The sequence below is a fragment of the Rhizobium sp. TRM96647 genome, from assembly GCF_025780115.1.
Taxonomy (GTDB): Bacteria; Pseudomonadota; Alphaproteobacteria; order Rhizobiales; family Rhizobiaceae; genus Mycoplana.
This window is the reverse complement of sequence record NZ_JAOXHF010000002.1, coordinates 174,104-192,356: the sequence shown is the minus strand read 5'-3', so window position 1 is coordinate 192,356 and position 18,253 is coordinate 174,104. Positions and strand designations below refer to the sequence as shown.

The 18,253-nt window shown below is 67.4% G+C and carries 14 protein-coding genes; 8 read left to right on the top strand and 6 right to left on the bottom strand.

Going from position 1 to position 18,253, the window contains the following annotated elements; translation table 11 throughout:
• Window positions 1–117: 117 nt before the first annotated feature.
• The 5 genes from OCK02_RS03875 to xdhC form a co-directional block, all read right to left on the bottom strand.
• The gene (locus OCK02_RS03875) at window positions 118–2,379 is read right to left on the bottom strand and encodes a cellulose synthase (RefSeq protein WP_263812128.1); all 2,262 of its coding nucleotides are present in this window, start codon (window positions 2,377–2,379) and stop codon (window positions 118–120) included.
• 151 nt (window positions 2,380–2,530) lie between these two features.
• Window positions 2,531–4,885 (bottom strand): cellulose biosynthesis cyclic di-GMP-binding regulatory protein BcsB, encoded by a 2,355-nt coding sequence (locus OCK02_RS03870; protein WP_263812127.1) that lies wholly within the window; start codon window positions 4,883–4,885, stop codon window positions 2,531–2,533.
• Window positions 4,882–7,092: a UDP-forming cellulose synthase catalytic subunit gene (gene bcsA, locus OCK02_RS03865; RefSeq protein ID WP_263812126.1), complete on the bottom strand. Its 2,211-nt coding sequence runs from the start codon at window positions 7,090–7,092 to the stop codon at window positions 4,882–4,884. The genes OCK02_RS03870 and bcsA overlap by 4 nt, the downstream gene beginning before the upstream one ends.
• Before the next feature lie 83 nt (window positions 7,093–7,175).
• Window positions 7,176–8,129 carry a cellulose biosynthesis protein BcsN gene (gene bcsN, locus OCK02_RS03860; RefSeq protein ID WP_263812125.1) on the bottom strand — a complete coding sequence of 318 codons (954 nt, stop codon included), beginning with the start codon at window positions 8,127–8,129 and terminating at the stop codon, window positions 7,176–7,178.
• Window positions 8,130–8,250: 121 nt separating this feature from the next.
• A complete protein-coding gene (gene xdhC / locus OCK02_RS03855) occupies window positions 8,251–9,129 on the bottom strand; it encodes a xanthine dehydrogenase accessory protein XdhC (protein WP_263812124.1) in 879 nt (292 codons plus the stop codon).
• A gap of 174 nt (window positions 9,130–9,303) precedes the next feature.
• Here xdhC and OCK02_RS03850 point away from each other — a divergent pair, with 174 nt between their 5' ends.
• The 8 genes from OCK02_RS03850 to OCK02_RS03815 all read left to right on the top strand — a co-directional run bounded on the left by OCK02_RS03850 (window position 9,304) and on the right by OCK02_RS03815 (window position 16,964).
• On the top strand, window positions 9,304–10,128 hold the full coding sequence (locus OCK02_RS03850; protein WP_263812123.1) for a bifunctional allantoicase/(S)-ureidoglycine aminohydrolase: 825 nt from the start codon (window positions 9,304–9,306) through the stop codon (window positions 10,126–10,128).
• A gap of 226 nt (window positions 10,129–10,354) precedes the next feature.
• Window positions 10,355–13,270, top strand: a complete 2,916-nt coding sequence (locus OCK02_RS03845; RefSeq protein ID WP_318530112.1) for a monovalent cation/H+ antiporter subunit A — start codon at window positions 10,355–10,357, stop codon at window positions 13,268–13,270.
• The gene (locus tag OCK02_RS03840; protein WP_230804367.1) at window positions 13,270–13,608 is read left to right on the top strand and encodes a Na+/H+ antiporter subunit C; all 339 of its coding nucleotides are present in this window, start codon (window positions 13,270–13,272) and stop codon (window positions 13,606–13,608) included. The genes OCK02_RS03845 and OCK02_RS03840 overlap by 1 nt, the downstream gene beginning before the upstream one ends.
• A complete protein-coding gene (locus OCK02_RS03835) occupies window positions 13,605–15,245 on the top strand; it encodes a monovalent cation/H+ antiporter subunit D (RefSeq protein ID WP_263812121.1) in 1,641 nt (546 codons plus the stop codon). Before OCK02_RS03840 ends, OCK02_RS03835 begins: the two co-directional genes overlap by 4 nt.
• A complete protein-coding gene (locus OCK02_RS03830) occupies window positions 15,242–15,724 on the top strand; it encodes a Na+/H+ antiporter subunit E (RefSeq protein WP_230802781.1) in 483 nt (160 codons plus the stop codon). The genes OCK02_RS03835 and OCK02_RS03830 overlap by 4 nt, the downstream gene beginning before the upstream one ends.
• Window positions 15,721–16,002 carry a K+/H+ antiporter subunit F gene (locus OCK02_RS03825; RefSeq protein ID WP_230802780.1) on the top strand — a complete coding sequence of 94 codons (282 nt, stop codon included), beginning with the start codon at window positions 15,721–15,723 and terminating at the stop codon, window positions 16,000–16,002. The genes OCK02_RS03830 and OCK02_RS03825 overlap by 4 nt, the downstream gene beginning before the upstream one ends.
• Complete coding sequence (gene mnhG / locus OCK02_RS03820; RefSeq protein WP_263812120.1) at window positions 15,999–16,388, top strand: monovalent cation/H(+) antiporter subunit G; 390 nt, start codon at window positions 15,999–16,001, stop codon at window positions 16,386–16,388. The genes OCK02_RS03825 and mnhG overlap by 4 nt, the downstream gene beginning before the upstream one ends.
• Before the next feature lie 111 nt (window positions 16,389–16,499).
• Entirely contained in the window at window positions 16,500–16,964 is a 465-nt protein-coding gene (locus OCK02_RS03815; protein WP_263812119.1) for a MarR family winged helix-turn-helix transcriptional regulator, read from the top strand.
• 24 nt (window positions 16,965–16,988) lie between these two features.
• Here the strand turns inward: OCK02_RS03815 and OCK02_RS03810 are convergent, their stop codons facing one another.
• Window positions 16,989–18,149, bottom strand: coding sequence for a PQQ-dependent sugar dehydrogenase (locus tag OCK02_RS03810; protein ID WP_263812118.1), 1,161 nt, complete (start codon window positions 18,147–18,149; stop codon window positions 16,989–16,991).
• Between the last annotated feature and the right edge of the window lie 104 nt (window positions 18,150–18,253).

Below are 18,253 nucleotides of genomic sequence, written 5' to 3'. Positions count from 1 at the left end.
CCGAAATCCGACATTCCTATGTTCTCACGGCGGGGGGAGCGCGACAATCGCACGCTCATCCACGGAATTCGGTGGCGTGACACCGAACGTCCGGGATCCCGCGACGTCGGCGTTGTCTCAGTGGGGGCGCATGCCCTGATCGCGCATGTCGCCGAGCGCGCGAACGGCATCGCGCTGGCCGGTCGCGGCAAGGGCCTCGAAGATCCGCCTCGCATCGCCCGTGCGGTTCAGGCCCTTGTAGGCATAGCCGCGCAGGACCATGAGATCGGCGCGCTCGGTGCGCAACTGCGCCAACTGGTCGAGGAAGAGGATGGTCTCGCGGAAGCGGCCGGCGTCGAAGGCGGCGACGGCGCGGTTCGACAGGATGGCCGCCTGCAGCTCCACCGCGCGTTCGCGCGGCTGCTTCGCCCTGGTCGCGGCGACGGCGGCCTCCCTGAAGAGATCGGCGCGGATATAGGCGAGGCTCTGGCCATAGGCCGCGTCGCGCCGCACGTCCGGCACCGTCGTACGCAGGGCCGCGTCGAAGGCGGCGGCGGCTTCGAGCGGGCGGTTCAGGTCCATCAGGCACCAGCCGCGCGCAAGGGCCGCGGCGGGCGGCAGCGTCTGCGGATCGAGGGTCGTCCTGCAGCCGGCGACGGTGCGGACACGCGCGGATTGGCGGTCGCGGCGAACCGCGCGCTCCTCGCCGGCGGGGCGAACATAGGTCACCGGCGCATCATGGGCCGCGCCGCGCGGCTCGCCGGTCGCCGCCGCCTGCGGCCGGGCCGCGATCCCTGCGGCGCGACCGTCCCGTGTCCGCGGTTCCTGCTCGCCCACGCGCGCGATGCGCTCCGAGCGGCCCTGCCACAGCGCCTGCACGGCGCGCATCCCCGTCAGGTCCCGCAGCCTCAGCCGGGCGACGGCAAGGCCGTAGGCGGAGGGCTCGTCGTCCTCCTTCCAGTTCAGCGCCGACAGGAACCATTGCTCCGCCGTCTTCGGCTGGTCGAAGGCGAGCGCATACCAGCCGAACTGCTGGGCGCTGGCCGGGTCCTTCTCCTTCAGGGTCGCAGCCGCCATCCGCTGGAGCACGTCGGCCGCGATGGCGACCGGCGGGTCGAGGGCAAGCGTGTTGGCGACGGCGGCGAGATAGGTGGCCTTCGTCTCGTCGGAGGTGTCGTACCAGCGATGCATGACCTCTTCGGCTTCCAGCGGCATCTTCCGGTCGATCAGCGCCAGCGCCAGGCCCTGCGAGGCGGAGGCCGTGTCCTCGATACCGCGCGCCTTGCGGAACCAGCGCTCGGCCGTCGGCATGTCGTCTCGCCGCAGCGCATACCAGCCGAGCAGCAGCGCATCCGAGGAAAGGCCCTCGCGCTCCACCAGCCGTTCGACGCGCTGGATGTAGGGCACGGCGACGGCGAGCTTTCCGTCCTCGTCGCCGGCCGCGACGAACCGGCGGGCGAGATCGTCGCGGATGCTCTCGAATTCGCGCGTGCCGTCGGGAAGGGTTTTCTCGAAACCGAGCAGTTCCTGCATGTCGGCATAGCCAAGCAGGGCAGCGGCCTTCTGGATGGTCGCGATGCGCTCGGGCTGGTTGGCGCAATTGCGCAGCACGTAGGCATAGGCATCGCGGGCGCGCATTGTGCGGTCGGTGCCCGCAAACGCCTCGGCCACGCGCCAGAGGATATCGACGTCGCTGCAGGTCAAAAGGCTCGGCGTGTCCGCGGCGAGGCCGACCGCCTCGGCAAACCGCTTGGCATCCGATGCCGCGATCAGCCGGCTGCGCCGCTCGGCGATGGCGAGCCGGTCCAAAAGGTCGGCCGGCGGCGTCCAGCCGGGTTCGCGCGCCTGCCGGTCAGCGATGGCGGCGCGGACGTCGGCATAGCGCGCCTCGGAATAGAGCTGCCACATACGCTCCAGTTGCTCGTCGGCGTTCTGCGGCACGGCCAGCGGATCGCGCGGCGGCGTCCAGTTCGGATAGAGCGCGCGGAGCCGGGCGATCTCGGCCTGGAGGCGGGCGGTATCGCCCTTGCTGGCGAAATAACGAAGGGCGCTCTCGTCGACGACGGGCGCGGACGGGCCGGTCGCGGGTACCGGTTGCTGCGGGGTCTGTGCCTGGTTCTGTGCCTGATCCTGGACCTGCGCCTGCGCATGCACGACCGGCTGTGCCGCCGTCGCCTGCGGCCGGGACCGCTCCTGCGGCTGATGCCGGGCCACCTGTGTTTCGCCGACCCTGCCGGTGCGCGACGATCCGGCCGCTGCGGCACCGTCCGGGACCACCGAGGCGGTCTGGTTCATCCTATCGATGGCCTGGTCGAACAGATGGATCTCCGGCCTCAGCACGCCGACGACGCTGCTTGCCGCCGCTCCCACACATGCGATCGCCAGAACTACGGATCTCATCGTGATACCGGTCTCCACCTGGGGCGTCCGCGACGGGGCATCGCCCCCGCGACGTTTCGCGTGCCGGCGGCGCGCGATTCCACCGGCGGGCGAGATATCGACAAAGCCAGACTATGGTTAACGATCGGTAAAGACGGCCCCTTCGCCACGCCTATCTGCCCTTTCCGAAACGGCCGAGCAGCGAGAAGGTGACGAGCCCCAGCAGGACGGACAGGCAGGCCAGCAGCACCGCATAGGAGAGAATGTTGGTCGACAGCCAGTTCGCGGCGATCAGCCGGTAGTTCCAGAAGGAGAACGGCTGCGTCGGCAGAAAATCGACGCGGGTCACCGGCCGCGATTCCATGGGGGTATCGCCGATGCCGAAGAGCGTCAGCGAGCCGGAGAGACGCTCCCAGTTCGCATTGCGGGTCAGCGTGGCGGCCCCGCTCTGCAGCTTTTCGGGCGTCGGCGCGGTGAGCACGAGCCAGGCGCCGCCGCCGGACGGACCGATGCCCTGCGCCATCACCACGTTGGCGGTATCGGGCGGCACGAACATCGCCTCTTCGCCCGGTCGGAACCGCAGCGAGCCCAGCGAGATGTCGAAGGTCCGGTCGAGCCATTCGCTGACGGCCGCAAACGGCTTCTGCCAGGAACTGCTGCTGGTCTTCTGGCGCCACTCGTCGAGCATGTCGGTATTGGCGTCGGCGGACGCGCTCTGCGCCGAGGTGCCCCAGATCTTGGCGGCCTCTTCGGAGAGGTGGGTCTGCGCCAGGGCCACCGGCGGGATCTGCGATATCTGGCCGACAAAGATGGCGTTGCCGCCCGTGGCGGCGGCGGACGCCTTGGGGACGGTGCGGATCGGCCGCCCGGCCATCACGGACAGCTGGCTGAGCAGCGTGGCCGTCGCCGACAGCGTCTGGTTGTCGGTCCGCTCGACGATCAGGTCGACGGTCTCGCCGCCGCGACCGTAGGGAAATCCCGTGCCGGCCACGGCGGCGAGATTGGGAAGCTGGGCGATGCGGGCGAAGTCGCCGACACGGAACTCCGAGGTGTCGAACAGGGCAAAGCGCGGCTCGTTGCTGGCGGTCGTGCCGGGCGAGCAGACCTGGTCGGCCCGGGTCTGCAGCACGGCCTCGATCTCGATCAGATTGGCGCCGGGGCGGAAATGACGCATCGTGAAGCGGATCGGATGATGGCGCAGGACATCGCCGCCCGCCCGGGTGATCGGCACCGTCGAGGCGATGCTACCGTTCACGTAGACGTCGATGTGGCTGCCGGGCAGCACGTCGCGCGAATAGGCCGCATCGAGCAGGATGCGGGCCTCGCCATAGGCATCGCCGTAGAAGTCGGAGGGAATGCCGACATGGAAGCCGGTGCGGAACCGGCGGCCGCTGAACTCGGCCGACTTCAGGCCCAGCGCAGAGAACGGCAGGCGCGCGCGTCCGGTCAGAAGCGGCGTGTTCATGCCGGTCCAGCGCTGGGTCGCCAGCACCGCCCGGGTCACCTCCGGCGGCCGGTCCACCGGCGCCAGGATATTGTCCACCAGGCTTTCGACGGACTGCCAGCTCGGACCGGTCAGGACCAGGATCTGCGCGCCTGTGGCGGGGTTCTCCATGAAGGCTGCGATGCCGCCCGAACGCGCGCCGTCGGGCAACCTCGGCAGGATGACCTCGAGTTCGGCCGCAGTCCCGACGACGACGGTCAGTTCGCCGGCCTCGGCCTTCGCGGGAAGGACGGTCGAGAACTCGAACACCTGGTTCGGCATCGCCGCCAGCATGCCGAGCGCCTGCGACAGCCGCAAAAGCGGGGTCATCGTCGCGGACTGCTCCAGTTTCGGTACGACGATGTTGAAGCGGGTCTGGCCGAGCGCGTTGACGCCGACGGCGCGGATATCGTCGAGGGTCGGCTGCGCGGTCATCCTGGCCGCGTCGAATTCGAGGAATGTCCGCTCGGGGACGACGTCCGACCAGAGCTCGTAGGTCGATTGCACGGTGCAGTCGGTCCGGTGTCGCTGCGCGGCGCGGAAGCCGATCTTGTTCGTCCCCGGCCGCATCAGTCCGTAGGGGATCTCGAAGCTCTTGTCGGACACGTCGCCGGGCGACTGGATCGGCCCCTCGCCGATCAGGGTGTCGTTGACGAAGACCGACAGCGTCGAGGACTCGGGCGCCACATAGATGCTGTTGCGGTAGCCGAAGTTCAGCTTCGAGGCCGCCTCGGCCTGTTCGGGGGTGAGATAGACGGTCCATTCGCGATTGGCGGTTTCGCCGGCAAGGCTGAGGCGGTCGGACGGGATGACGAACATCCGCTGCCCCGTGGTCGCGTCAGCGGGCTGCGGCAGGGGGCCGCCGGGGCTCGCCTCCGGGGCTGCCGGCGGTGCCGTGGGGCTTTCCGCCGGCGCGAGCGGCGGCTGAGGGGCGCCGGTCGCGTCCTGCGAGCGCTCGCCGCTCATGTCAAACGGCTGCTGCGCGTATAGCGGCGCCGAAAGGGTGCTGGAGGCGATCAGCGCCGCGGCAAGGACGGCCCTCATCGCGTGGCCTCGCTGGCGACGCCCGACCTGGCCTCTTCCGCCTTGACCACCCTTGCCCCAGGCTTGGCGCTGCGGAGCAGATAAACGAGGCCGCGGCTCGTCTGGTAGAGCGCCACGCGCAGGAACCACAGCGTTCCGAACAGGATGCCCGGATTGCCGCGCCGGGCGAGCTGGAAATCGCTCCACTGGTTGGAATTCGCGAAGATGAGATCGGCGACGAGGCTGTGATGGCGCGCCACGCAGGGCGTGAAGCGGCAGCCGATCGCCGTCAGGTCGCCATGGCCCTCGACGTTGCGCACCTGCACCGGCAGTTCCTCCGGCTCGTCGCCGCCATAGGGCACGAAACGGATCACCGCATCCATGTCGAAGCCGACGTTCTGGCGGTCGATGCCGTAGACCTGGACCCGTGCGCCGTTCGCCGAGACATTCTCGATCGTCGCGGGAAAGCTGCGGCCGTCCGTCACGAAGTCGCAGCGGCGGCTGACCCGGACGCGCCGGCTCGCGGACTTCTCGCCACGCTCGGAGACGACGCCGAGCGCACAGCCGGCAATGATCAGGTTGAGCAGGTTCCAGCCGCCCACCACCAGCGTCACGTCGGCCTTGTAGGGCTCGGCATAGAAGCGATAGACGCTGACCAGGAGGGCGACGAACAGGACCGCGAAGATGACGAAGAACGGCCGGCTGATCTCCGACAGGCGGCTGACGAGGACCGATTCGTCCTTGGCGGTCACCTTGAAGGTCGGCTTGCGCGGGTTGAGGATCACCGAGACCACCGCCGGCAACAGATGCACGCTCTGCACATATTCGTAGAGCTCGGAAATCCAGGGCCAGCGGAAGGTGCCGTAGAGATAGTTCTGCATCATCATGTTCACCAGCATGTAGGCCAGCGTGTAGCCGAGGAACTCGCCACCCGATGCGGTGAAGATCTGCAGGTCGAAGAAGAGGTAGAACAGCGGCGCGATCAGAAACATCGTCCGCGGGAACGGGAAGAACCAGAACAGCGTCGACGACATGTAGCAGAGGCGCTGGGGGATCGACAGGCCGCGCTTGAACAGCGGAAAGCGGAACCGCAGGATCTGGATCATGCCCTGGGCCCAGCGGCTGCGCTGGCCGATGAAGCTCGCAAACGTGGCCGGCTGGAGGCCGGCAATCAGCGGCTTGTCGACATAGACGCTGTTCCAGCCGCGCGCATGCAGCGCGATCGCGGTCTCGCAGTCCTCGGTGATCGAGACGCCGCTGAAGCCGTCCGTCTCCTTCAGCGCCCGGCGGCTGAGGACCGCGGCCGAGCCGCAGAAGAAGGCGGCGTTCCACTTGTCGAGCCCGCGCTGGATGATGCCGTAGAACATCTCGTTCTCGCTCGGCATCTTCTCGAAGGTCCTGAGGTTGCGCTCCAGCGGGTCCGGGTTGAGGAAGAAATGCGGCGTCTGGACGAGGAAGAGCTTCGGGTCGTCGTCGAAATAGCCGACGGTCTCGCGCAGGAAATCGCGCGCCGGCGCATGGTCGGCGTCGAACACGGCGACGAGTTCGCCGTCCGAATGGGCGAGGCCGTTGTTGAGATTGCCGGCCTTGGCATGCTCGTTGCGGGCGCGGGTGAGATAGCGCACGCCGAGTTCCTCGCAGAGCCGGCGCAGCGTGTCGTGGCGGGCAAGGGCGGCCTGCGCCTCCAGCACCTTGTGCGAGTTCCGCTTCTGCTCGGTGCTGCCGTCGTCGAGAAGCCAGACCTGCAGCCTGTCGGCCGGATAGTCCATCGCCTTGGCCGCGGCGAGCGTGTTGGCCAGCAACGCCTCGTCCTCGTTGTAGCTCGGCACGAAGACGTCGACCCTGGGAAGGGACTTCATCTCGCCGGCGCGGCCGGTGCGCGGCGGAAGCGGCATGGAGACGACGAAGAGGCTGAGCGCGAGCATGCCGACGCTGTACATCTCCGCCAGATAGAGCAGGAAACCGGGGATGAAGTTCTCGAGCTGGCTTATCGGCGGCAGCGTGCTGGTGGAGCGCCAGTAGACATAGCGCAGGATGATCGCGGTGCCGAGAGCCAGTGCGACGAGGCGCCAGATGCCCTCGCCCTTCAGGATCTTGATGAGCGCCATGAGCGCCACGATCGTGATGCTGGCGATCAGTTGCGTCTGCATGTTGATCGGCAGGGTGATCAGGGTGAGGACGCACAGCGTGACCACTGCCCAGACTGCGACGGTGCCGATCCTGTTCATTCCCATTCCTTCGTGCGCGGGCAATAACCTAGAATTAGCCGCTTCCCGTTAACGAAAAATTAGCCGGCGGGAATTTCGCGGGCTCAATTGCAGGCGGCGTCGACGCAACCCGGCGACGGCACGACGACCGTTGCGCCGGGTGCCGCGGTTCGCGCGCCCGTCGCAGAGGAAGGAACGGCCGCCGGAGAAGGAACGACCACCGCCGGGCGCGGCGATTGTCCGCCGTCGCCGCCTGCGGCGTCCGTTTCAGCACGCTCGACGGCAACACGCCGCACCCTCGGGGGGCTTGCGACCGGAAGCGCAGCGCGCGTCGAAAGCTCGGACGCGCCGGGCACGATCGGACTGGAATCCTCGCCGATCGCCGGATCCACCGGACGCGGCGGGCCATAGGGGTTCCAGCCCTGCGGCTCGAACGTCCCGTTGATGGTATAGCCATACATGATTGCCAGCAGTTCGCGTTCGTCGGCGTCGCTGGCGCACAGGCGCGCGCGGATCTGGATGTTGCCGCGGTTCTGGAAGAGGGTGCGCTCGTTGTCGCGGGCGCGCAGCTGCTGCCAGCCGTAGAGGCAGGAATCGCCGGTCGCGCTGCGCCCATAGGCATAGCCGAACGGGCCGTAGTGGTTCTGCAGGTAGAGCTGCGAAGTCTTCATCGCAACGCCCGGGATCTGCTGGCGCATCTCTGCGGACAGCTTGCCGACGTGCACCGGGCGGAAGCCCAGCCTGTTCTCGCCGTCCAGCGCTGCCTCCATCGGTCCGAACATCTGGATGCTGAGGTAGTTCTGGCCGGGAATGGAAGACGAAGTGAAGAGGGAGACCTTCTGCTCCACGGCGTTGGCGTAGTTGCGCTGGACCACGTCGACGACGGCCGGGCCGCCGGCCGCAGGCACGATCAGCGCTTCGCTCTCGGCCACGATACGGTTGGCGGCGGGAAGGCGCACGCCGTCGCGCGCCGCGCACCCGGCAACGAGGGCTGCGGCTGCCAGCGCGGCGATGCCGGTCTTCGGCCAGAATTGTCTTACGCCGCAAGCCGTTGGCAAGAGCAACGCTCCCGAATCAGTTCCGCGTTTCCATGCTCCCGTGTATAGATCACAAGGAAAGGCTGATAAACCTGCGGGGCGGCCGGCAAAGACAGAAAGCCGGCCCTTGCCGAGCGATGCGTCAATCCATGGAACGGACGGCGGGACGCCTGCCGGGAGCGGCGCGGGCACGAGCCTGCGGGGCCAGCACGGCCGTCAGAATCTCGGCTGTTGCAAGGGCCGCGATCACCGCCGGACGCTTGTCGTCGAGGCCACTGCCGCCGATCGGACAGACGAGACGCCCGGCGAGCTCCGGATGGCCGACCTCGCGGGTGAGCCAGCTTCTGAAGGTCGCGCGCTTCGTCTTCGAGCCGATCATGCCGACATAGGCCGCATCGTCCCGCCGCAGCGCCTCGGCGGCGATGAGGAAGTCGAGCGCATGGTCGTGCGTCAGGACGACGAAGGCGCTGCCGGCGGGGGCCTCGCGAACGACCGCCTCGGGCATGGCCGTCAGGCGGGTCTCGACGCCGGGGACCCGGGCGGCCGCCAGTTCTTCGGCGCGGCCGTCGAGAAGGATGGTGCGGACGGGGGCGAGCGAGAGCGCAAGCGCCAGCGCATTGCCCACATGCCCGGCGCCGAAGAGATGGACGCAGGGCCGTGCCGCGATCTCGCGCTCGCAACGCTCGATCAGGCGCGCAGCCAGCGCCGGCGTGAGCGTTTCGAAGACGAGGCCGACGCGGCCGCCGCAGCACTGGCCAATCTCGGGTCCGAGCGGAATGGACAGCGGCTCCGCCGCCTGCCCTCCCCGTCCCAGTCCTTGCCGCAACGCACGGCGGGCGTGGTCGATCGCCATGAATTCCAGCTGGCCGCCGCCGATGGTGGAGAAACTGCCGCGCTGCGACACCAGCATCCAGGCGCCGGCCTCGCGCGGCGTCGAGCCGTCCACTGTCGCGATTTCGACCAGCATGCAGCCGGGCTCGGCTTGCAGGAAGGCGCGGAGATCGTCGCGGGCGACAGGCATTGAAAAGATCCTCGTCCCGCCGGCCGGGCGCTTTGGGCTCATGAGCCGGCGATAGTGCACGACGATGATAATGCGCAAGTGCGATCGGGGACAACAAGGCGCTGCAATTTCATCCCGCATGCGCTATCGATCGATAGACCACCATGTGCAGACCGCATCCGCAGGGAGACGAACATGACCGATAGAACCTATGTCGCGCCGAAGGGCGGCGCCCCCCTGCAGACGCAGTTGCTGACCGGCCGCGCGGTCTTCACCGAGGCCTATGCCTTCATCCCCAAAGGCGTGATGATGGACATCGTCACGAGCTACCTGCCGTTCTGGAACGACACCCGGCTTTGGGTACTGGCACGCCCGCTTTCCGGCTTTGCCGAGACGTTCTCGCAATACATCATGGAAGTCGCCCCCGGCGGCGGCAGCGAGCGGCCGGAGACGGACCCTACGGCCGAGGGTGTCGTGTTCGTGATGGAGGGCGAGGCGACGGTCGAACTCGACGGAAAGAGCCACGTGCTCTCTCCCGGCGGCTATGCCTACCTGCCGCCGTCCAGCGGCTGGCGCCTTTTCAACAGGGGATCGGAACCGGCCCGTTTCCACTGGATCCGCAAGGCCTATGAAAAGGTCGACGAGCTGGACGTGCCCGAAGCGCTGTTTCTGAACGAAAAGGACATCGCGCCGGCGCCGATGGCGCATACGGACGGCAAGTGGGCGACGACGCGCTTCGTCGATCCGTCCGACCTGCGCCACGACATGCACGTCACGATCGTGACGCTGGAGCCCGGCGCGGTTATCCCCTTCGCCGAGACGCACGTGATGGAGCACGGGCTCTACGTGCTGGAAGGCAAGGCGGTCTACCGGCTGAACCAGGACTGGGTCGAGGTCGAGGCCGGCGACTTCATGTGGCTGCGCGCATTCTGCCCGCAGGCCTGCTATGCGGGTGGTCCGGGCAGCTTCCGCTACCTGCTCTACAAGGACGTGAACCGGCACATGAAGCTCTCCCGGTAGGGCGGCGGCGCCCGGGGCGGCACCCGTCGCGATCGGGCAGGATGTGGCCGCTTTCGCGCAGGACCGGAAAAAACGGGCAGCAGAGACCGATTTGCCGCGTGCGCCGATTGCAACGAGCGCCTTGATCGGTAAATATAATTTTACAGCGCATCGCGGGCATTGGAACGCGGTCTGCGCTACACGCTATCCCATTCTCACGAAGAGGTTCCGATTCGATTCGATATGTTTGCTGATGCCTGAAAAATTTCTGCTTCTTCTCTTATTTCTTCCCTTTGTCGGCAGCATCGTGACTGCCCTGCTTTGGCGTACCGCCGCCCGGACGCTTCCCGCCTGGCTCGCAGGCGGCGTCGCGCTTGCCGCTACGATCCTCACGGCGTTCTATTATCCTGCGGTGACGAACGGAAAGATCGTCCGGTTCGAGATAGCGTGGCTGCCCGAACTCGGGCTGAATTTCACGCTGCGGATGGACGGCTTCGCCTGGCTCTTCACCATGCTGGTGACGGGAATCGGTTTTCTGGTGACCGTCTATGCCCGCTACTACATGTCGGCCGAGGACCCGATCCCGCGCTTCTTCTCCTTCCTGCTCGCCTTCATGGGGGCGATGCTCGGCATCGTGCTGTCCGGCAACGTCATCCTGCTGGCGATCTTCTGGGAACTGACCAGCATCTTCTCCTTCCTGCTGATCGGCTACTGGTACCACAACGCCAATGCCCGCGACGGCGCGCGCATGGCGCTGACGATCACCGGCATCGGCGGCTTCTGCCTGCTGGTCGGTTTCCTTCTGCTCGGCCATATCGTCGGCAGCTATGATCTCGACGAGATCCTGGCGGCGGGCGAGGTGATCCAGCAGCACTCGCTCTACCTGCCGGCGCTGATCCTCATCCTCATGGCCGCACTGACGAAGAGTGCGCAGTTCCCCTTCCATTTCTGGCTGCCGAACGCGATGGCGGCGCCCACCCCCGTTTCGGCCTACCTGCATTCGGCGACGCTGGTGAAGGCCGGCGTGTTCCTGCTCGTCAGGCTCTGGCCGGCGCTTTCGGGCACGTTCGAGTGGTTCTGGCTGGTCGGCATCGCCGGGATATCCACCCTGGTGCTCGGCGCCTACTTCGCCATATTCCAGCGCGACCTGAAGGGGCTGCTCGCCTATTCGACGATCAGCCATCTCGGGCTGATCACCACCATGCTCAGCCTCGGCAGCCCGCTGGCGGCGGTCGCTGCCATCTTCCACATGGTCAACCACGCCACCTTCAAGGCGTCGCTCTTCATGGCGGCCGGCATCATCGACCACGAGACCGGCACCCGCGACATGCAGAAGCTGTCCGGGCTGTTCCGCTTCATGCCCTACACCGCCACGCTTGCCATGGTGGCCTGCGCGGCGATGGCGGGTGTGCCGCTCCTGAACGGGTTTCTGTCGAAGGAGATGTTCTTCGCCGAGGCGGTGGAGACGCATGCGGATTCGATCCTGGACCGGGCGCTGCCCTATCTCGCCACGCTCGCCGGCGCCTTCAGCGTCGCCTATTCGATCCGCTTCATCCATACGGTCTTCTTCGGGCCGCCGCCGACCGACATTCCCAATCCGCACCCGCACGAGCCGCCGCGCTGGATGCGCTTCCCGGTCGAGTTCCTGGTCTTCGCCTGCCTGATCGTCGGCATCGTGCCGAGCCTGTCGATCGGCCCCTTCCTCGGTACGGCAGTGATCTCGGTGCTCGGATCCGATACGCCGCAGTACAGCCTGCACGTCTGGCACGGCGTCAACCTGCCGCTCGTCATGAGCGTGATCGCGATGATCGGCGGCACCATCCTCTATTTCGCGCTGCACCGCTATCTCGCCCATGCCGAGGACGGCCCGCCGATCTTCCGGCACCTGCGCGGACAGCGCATCTTCGAGCGCATCCTCGTGACCGTCTCGTGGAAATGGGCGCGCTGGCTGGAGGCGAACCTCGGCACGCGACGGCTGCAGCCGCAGTTGCGGCTGGTGGCCGGGATCAGCTTCCTCGCCGCCTTCGTGCCGCTCTATTTCTCCGGTTTCGAGGCGAAGCTGCCGCCCCTGACCGGGGTCGACCCGGCCTTCGCCATGCTCTGGGCGATCGGCATGCTTTCGGCGCTGAGTGCCGCCGTCGTCGCCAAATACCACCGGCTCGCCGCGCTCTTGATGATCGGCGGCGCCGGCATCGTTACCTGCGTGACCTTCGCCTGGCTTTCGGCACCCGATCTCGCGATCACCCAGTTGCTGGTGGAGATCGTCACCACCGTGCTCCTGCTCCTCGGGCTGCGCTGGCTGCCCAAGCGGCTGGGGAAGGTCGACGACAGCACCAGCTTCACCGCGCGGATCAGGCGCCTGCGCGACTTCGCCATCGCCGCCACCTGCGGCGTCGGCATGTCGATCCTCGCCTATGCGGTGATGACGCTGCCGGTGCCCGATACCATCGCCAACTACTTCCTGGAGCACGCCTATACGGAAGGCGGCGGCCGCAACGTCGTCAACGTCATCCTGGTCGATTTCCGCGGCTTCGACACCATGGGCGAGATCGCCGTTCTCGGCATCGTGGCACTCACGGTCTTCGCGCTGCTCCGCCGCTTCCGACCGGCGGTGGAGAGCATCGAGGTGCCCGAACAGCAGCGGATCCAGAACGCCTACGACCATGACCAGCCGGAGCGGCAGGAGGGCGACACGGTGCGCGACTACCTGCTCGTGCCGTCCGTGGTCATGCAATGGCTGTTCCCGGTCATCATCACCTTCGCCATCTTCCTGTTCATGCGCGGCCATGACCTGCCCGGCGGCGGCTTTGCCGCGGGCATCACCATGGCGATCGCCTTCCTGCTACAATATCTCGGCGGCGGCACGCGCTGGGCGGAAGACCGGCTGAGGATCCTGCCGCTGCGCTGGATCAGCCTCGGATTGCTGGTGGCGGTGGCAACGGGCGCCGGCTCCTGGTTCCTCGGCTACCCGTTCCTTACCTCGCATTCGCAATACCTGACGCTGCCCCTGATCGGTAAGGTCCCGGCCGCCACGGCGCTGCTGTTCGACCTCGGCGTGTTCGTCCTGGTCGTGGGCGCGACCGTGCTGATCCTGATTGCGATCGCCCACCAGTCGATCCGTACCTATCGGGTCAAGACCCCGCCGAAACCGGAGGACGCATGATGGAACTCATTCTCTCGCTCGGCATCGGCATCATGACGGGTTCGGGCGTGTGGCTGATCCTGCGCCCGCGCACCTACCAGGTCATCATCGGCCTGTCGCTCCTGTCCTATGCCGTCAACCTCTTCATCTTCGGCGTGGGCGGACTGAAGGTGAACGCGCCCGCCATCCTCACCGACGGCGTGCCGGTCTCCGCCTATACGGATCCCGTGCCGCAGGCGCTGGTGCTGACGGCGATCGTGATCGGTTTCGCCACTACCGCGCTCTTCCTCGTGGTGCTGCTCGCCTCGCGCGGGCTGACCGGCACCGACCACGTCGACGGTCGAGAGCAGTCGCAATGAACCTGGCCCATCATCTCATCATAGCGCCGATCCTGATCCCGCTCGTCACGGGCGCAGCACTGCTCCTGTTCGACGAACGCCAGCGCACCCTGAAGGCGATGATCGGCCTCGCCTCGTCGCTGCTGATCTTCGCCGTGGCGGTCGCGCTGTTCCGCTTCGCCGACCGCATCGACGGACCCGAGGCCGCCCGGCAGGGCGTCTACCTGCTCGGCAACTGGGCCGCCCCCTTCGGCATCGTGCTCGTGGTCGACCGCCTCTCGGCGCTGATGCTGGTGCTGACGGCGACGCTGGCGGTTCCGGCGCTGATCTTCGCGATGGCGCGCTGGCACACGGCCGGCGCCCATTTCCACAGCCTGTTCCAGTTCCTGCTGATGGGACTGAACGGCGCCTTTCTGACCGGCGACCTGTTCAACCTGTTCGTCTTCTTCGAGGTGATGCTCGCCGCATCCTATGGCCTGCTTCTGCACGGCTCCGGACTGCAGCGCGTCAAGGCCGGGCTTCACTACATCGCCGTCAACCTGGCCGCAGCACTCCTCTTCCTGATCGGGGTCAGCCTCATCTACGGGGTGACGGGCACGCTGAACATGGCCGACCTCGCCGAGCGCGTGGCCACCGTGGGGGCGGAACAGCGGATGCTGCTCGAGGCCGGCGCCGGGATTCTCGGGGTCGCCTTCCTGATCAAGGCCGGCATGTGGCCGCTGAATTTCTGGCTACCCCCTGCCTATACCGCCGCCTCGGCGCCGGTCGCCGGCATCTTCGCCATCATGAGCAAGGTCGGCGTCTACGTCATCCTGCGGCTCACCCTTCTGGTCTTCGGCGAGGGAACGCCGTCGTCCGGCTTCGGCCTGCACATCCTCCTGATCGGGGGGCTCGCCACCATCACCTTTGGCGCGATCGGCGTGCTCGCCTCGCAGGCGCTGGGGCGGCTTGCCGGCTTCTCCGTGCTCGTCTCCTCCGGCACGATGCTGACCGCCATCGGCATGAGCAGCGGCGGGATCACCACCGGCGCGCTGTTCTATCTCGTCAGTTCGACGCTCACGATCAGCGCCTTCTTCATGCTGATCGAACTCGTCGAGCGCGGCCAGGACGCCGGCGCCAGCGTTCTCGCCGTGACCATGGAGGCCTATGGCGACGCCGACGCGGATGACGAGGAAGAAGAGGGCGGCGGCGGCTTCGCCATGCCCGGGACCATGGCCATGCTCGGCATCTGCTTTGCGGCCTGCGGCATCCTGCTCGCGGGCCTGCCGCCGCTGTCCGGCTTCGTCGCGAAATTCGCAATGCTGTCGGCGATGCTGAACCCCGCCGGCGGCGACAGCGCCGCCCCGGTGCCGACCTACATCTGGTTCGTCGTATTCCTGATCATCCTGTCGGGGCTGTCCGCGCTGATCGCCATGACGCGTACCGGCATCCGCACCTTCTGGGCATCGATGGAGGGCACGGCGCCGCGCGTGCTGGTGATCGAGATGGCGCCGGTGCTGCTCCTGCTGTTCGCCACCATGGTCCTCACCGTCCAGGCCGGCCCGGTGATGCGCTACATGGACGCCACGACCGAGGCGCTCGGCGCCACGCACCACTATGTCGATGCCGTGACCGGCGCCCGGCGCGTCGGCGCTCCCAGCCAGGAGGTGCAGCCATGAGCGTGCTTCCCTACCCGCTCCTGTCGCTGTCGCTGGTGCTGATGTGGATGGCGCTGAACAGCTTCACCATCGGCCATCTTCTCCTTGGCAGCGTCATCGCCACCTTCGCCTCCTGGGGAATGGCGGCGCTCCGCCCGCACAAGCCCCATATCCGCCGCTGGCACCTCCTGCCCTATCTCATCGGCATCGTGCTCATCGACATCGTGCGATCGAACATCGCCGTTGTCTCGATCATCGTGGCCGGGCGGCGGCAACGGCAACGCTCCGGCTTCCTGACGATCCATCTGGACCTGAAGGACCAGACGGCGCTGGCCATTCTCGCCGTGATCGTGACCAGCACGCCCGGCACGGCCTGGCTGGAGTACAACTCCTCCAACGGCACGCTGCTGATCCATGTGCTCGATCTCGTCGACGAGCAGGAATGGACCGACCTCGTCAAGAACCGCTATGAAAGACTGCTGATGGAGATCTTCGAATGAGCGCCATCATCCTCTACTACGCGCTGACGGCCGCCCATGTGATGCTGTCGCTCGCCATGGCGCTGGCGCTGCTGCGCATGATCCGCGGGCCCCGCGCCCAGGACCGTGTGCTGGGGCTGGATACGCTCTACGTCAACTCCATGTTGCTGCTTCTGACCTTCGGCATCGGCAGCGGCAGGACGATCTATTTCGAGGCGGCGCTGATCATCGGGCTGCTCGGCTTCGTCGCCACCGTGGCGCTGGCGAAATTCCTGATGCGCGGGGAGGTCATCGAATGAGCCAGGCCGCCGACCTGCCGCTGTGGGCGGCCATCGCTGTCTCCGCCTTCCTCCTGCTCGGTTCGGCGCTGGCGCTGATCGGCACGATCGGACTGACGCGCCTGCAGAGCTTCTACGAACGCCTGCATGCGCCGACGCTGGGCACGAGCTGGGGAACCGGCGGCGTGGTGATGGCCTCGATGATCTTCTTCACCGTGACCGAGGCGCGCCCGGTCTTCCAGGAGATCCTGATCGGCATCTTCGTCACCGTGACCACGCCGGTCACGCTGATGCTGCTCGCGCAGGCGGCCCTCCACCGTGACCGCGCGGAAGCCAATCCGGAGGTCCCGTCCTGGGCGACCGCGGGAACGGATCTGGAAAAGGATGCGCCCGGGGCCGTCGACTGACGGACAGCCCCGCGTTCCGGCTGACGCGGTTTCTGCCGTCGCGCTATCGCGCCGGACTGCGCGAGGCTATCCTCGCCCCGTCTGCAACAACCCTGCCGCATCGCTCACGCCATGACAAAGCTCGAACTCGAGACCTTCCTGCCCTACCGGCTGAACCGCATCAGCGCTGCGGTGTCGCGGGAATTCCGCACCGTCTACGGTCCGGACTTCGACCTCAGCGTGCCCGAATGGCGCGTTCTGGCCACGCTCGGCCAGTTCGAGGTGGCGACGGCCAAGGCGATCGGGACGCATTCGGCGATGCACAAGACCAAGGTGAGCCGGGCGGTGAAGGCGCTGGAGGATCGGCGCTGGCTGCGGCGGCGGCCAAGCGAGGCGGACCGCCGCGAGGAACTGCTGCAGCTGACCGATCTCGGCCGCGGTATCTATCTCAGGATCGTGCCGCGGGCCAAGGCCTTCGAGACGCGCCTTCTCGCTTCGCTCGGCGACCATGCCGAAGCCTTCCTGCGGGGGTTGGAGATGATCGAGGCACAACACCTCGACGGCATCCCGCAGGACGGTCCCGACGAGGCCGGCTGAACGGGCGCGCACTGCCGCGCCGGATCAGTCGTCCGGCGTCAGGCGGAGCAGGCGGCCGGGGCTGTTGTCCTCGATGAGCCAGAGCGCGCCGTCCGGACCGACAGCGACGTCGCGGATGCGGTCCTCCATCTCCCAGCGGTCGGCCTCGTCGGCTCCGCCATTGCCGTCGAAGGCGACGCGGATCAGCGCGGTGGCGGCAAGCCCGCCGATGAAGGCCGATCCCTGCCAGGCGGGGAACATCGCGCCGTCGTAGATCACCATGCCGGCAGGCGCGATGACGGGGTTCCAGTAGAGCGCGGGGGCTGCGAATTCCGGGCGCGTCGCATGGCGGGGAATGCGCGTGCCGCTATAGTTGTCGCCATTGGAGACAACCGGCCAGCCGTAGTTCTTCCCCGGCTCGATCAGGTTCAGTTCGTCGCCGCCACGCGGGCCCATCTCGTGCAGCCACAGCTTGCCGTCGGGCGCAAAGGCGAGACCGTAGGGGTTGCGGTGGCCCGTGGTCCAGGTCTGCGCGCGCACGCCCCCCTCCGCACTTTGCGGATTGTCGTCGGGCGTCGAGCCGTCGAGATTGAGGCGCAGCACCTTGCCGCGGGTGTCGTCCGGGTCCTGCGCCGTCTTCGGCAGCATGCGGTCGCCGGAGGTCAGAAACAGGTGCCGACCGTCCGGGGCGAAGGCGATGATGCCGCCCGGCTGGCCGCGGCCGCCCTGCGGCTCCTGCCGCCAGATCACCGACAGGTCTTCCAGCGCAGCCGCTCCATCGCTCTCGCCCAGAACGGCGCGGGCAAGCACGAGGCTGCTGCCGCCGGAGCCCGGCTCGACATAGGTGATGTAGACGGTACGGGTAGAGGCGAAATCCGGGGAGGCTGCGACATCGAGCAGGCCGTTCTGCCCGGACGCCGTCACCTCGGGAACGTTTGCGACCGGCGTCTTCGCCCCTTCCTGCGTCACCAGGAAGATGGCCCCGGGCTTTTCCGTCACCAGCATGCGACCATCGGGAAGGAAGGCGATCGCCCAGGGGGTGTCGAATTCCGCCACGGCGCGGGCTTCGAAGGGCCTGTCAGGAGAGGCGGCGCGATCGCCGGCATTGATGCCCTGCGCCTGTGCGCCCGAACCCGAGCCCGAGCCCGAGCCCAGCGCGAACACGGCGATGCCGAGTGCCAAGAGACTGTGCCTGCCTGCAATCATGGTCGCTCCCTGCTGCGCTCTTCCTGTGCGATCGGTCATCCTTAACACGCCGCCGCCGGCACGGTTCCTTCACGTCTGCGTGTGCCGCGCGTGACGCCAACGTG

Bases quoted from the DNA above. Each gene is read 5' to 3' on its own strand.
- OCK02_RS03875 (WP_263812128.1), bottom strand. From the start codon at position 2,379: ATGAGATCCGTAGTTCTGGCGATCGCATGTGTGGGAGCGGCGGCAAGC.
- OCK02_RS03870 (WP_263812127.1), bottom strand. From the start codon at position 4,885: ATGAGGGCCGTCCTTGCCGCGGCGCTGATCGCCTCCAGCACCCTTTCG.
- bcsA (WP_263812126.1), bottom strand. From the start codon at position 7,092: ATGAACAGGATCGGCACCGTCGCAGTCTGGGCAGTGGTCACGCTGTGC.
- xdhC (WP_263812124.1), bottom strand. From the start codon at position 9,129: ATGCCTGTCGCCCGCGACGATCTCCGCGCCTTCCTGCAAGCCGAGCCC.
- OCK02_RS03850 (WP_263812123.1), top strand. From the start codon at position 9,304: ATGACCGATAGAACCTATGTCGCGCCGAAGGGCGGCGCCCCCCTGCAG.
- OCK02_RS03840 (WP_230804367.1), top strand. From the start codon at position 13,270: ATGGAACTCATTCTCTCGCTCGGCATCGGCATCATGACGGGTTCGGGC.
- OCK02_RS03835 (WP_263812121.1), top strand. From the start codon at position 13,605: ATGAACCTGGCCCATCATCTCATCATAGCGCCGATCCTGATCCCGCTC.
- OCK02_RS03830 (WP_230802781.1), top strand. From the start codon at position 15,242: ATGAGCGTGCTTCCCTACCCGCTCCTGTCGCTGTCGCTGGTGCTGATG.
- OCK02_RS03825 (WP_230802780.1), top strand. From the start codon at position 15,721: ATGAGCGCCATCATCCTCTACTACGCGCTGACGGCCGCCCATGTGATG.
- mnhG (WP_263812120.1), top strand. From the start codon at position 15,999: ATGAGCCAGGCCGCCGACCTGCCGCTGTGGGCGGCCATCGCTGTCTCC.
- OCK02_RS03815 (WP_263812119.1), top strand. From the start codon at position 16,500: ATGACAAAGCTCGAACTCGAGACCTTCCTGCCCTACCGGCTGAACCGC.
- OCK02_RS03810 (WP_263812118.1), bottom strand. From the start codon at position 18,149: ATGATTGCAGGCAGGCACAGTCTCTTGGCACTCGGCATCGCCGTGTTC.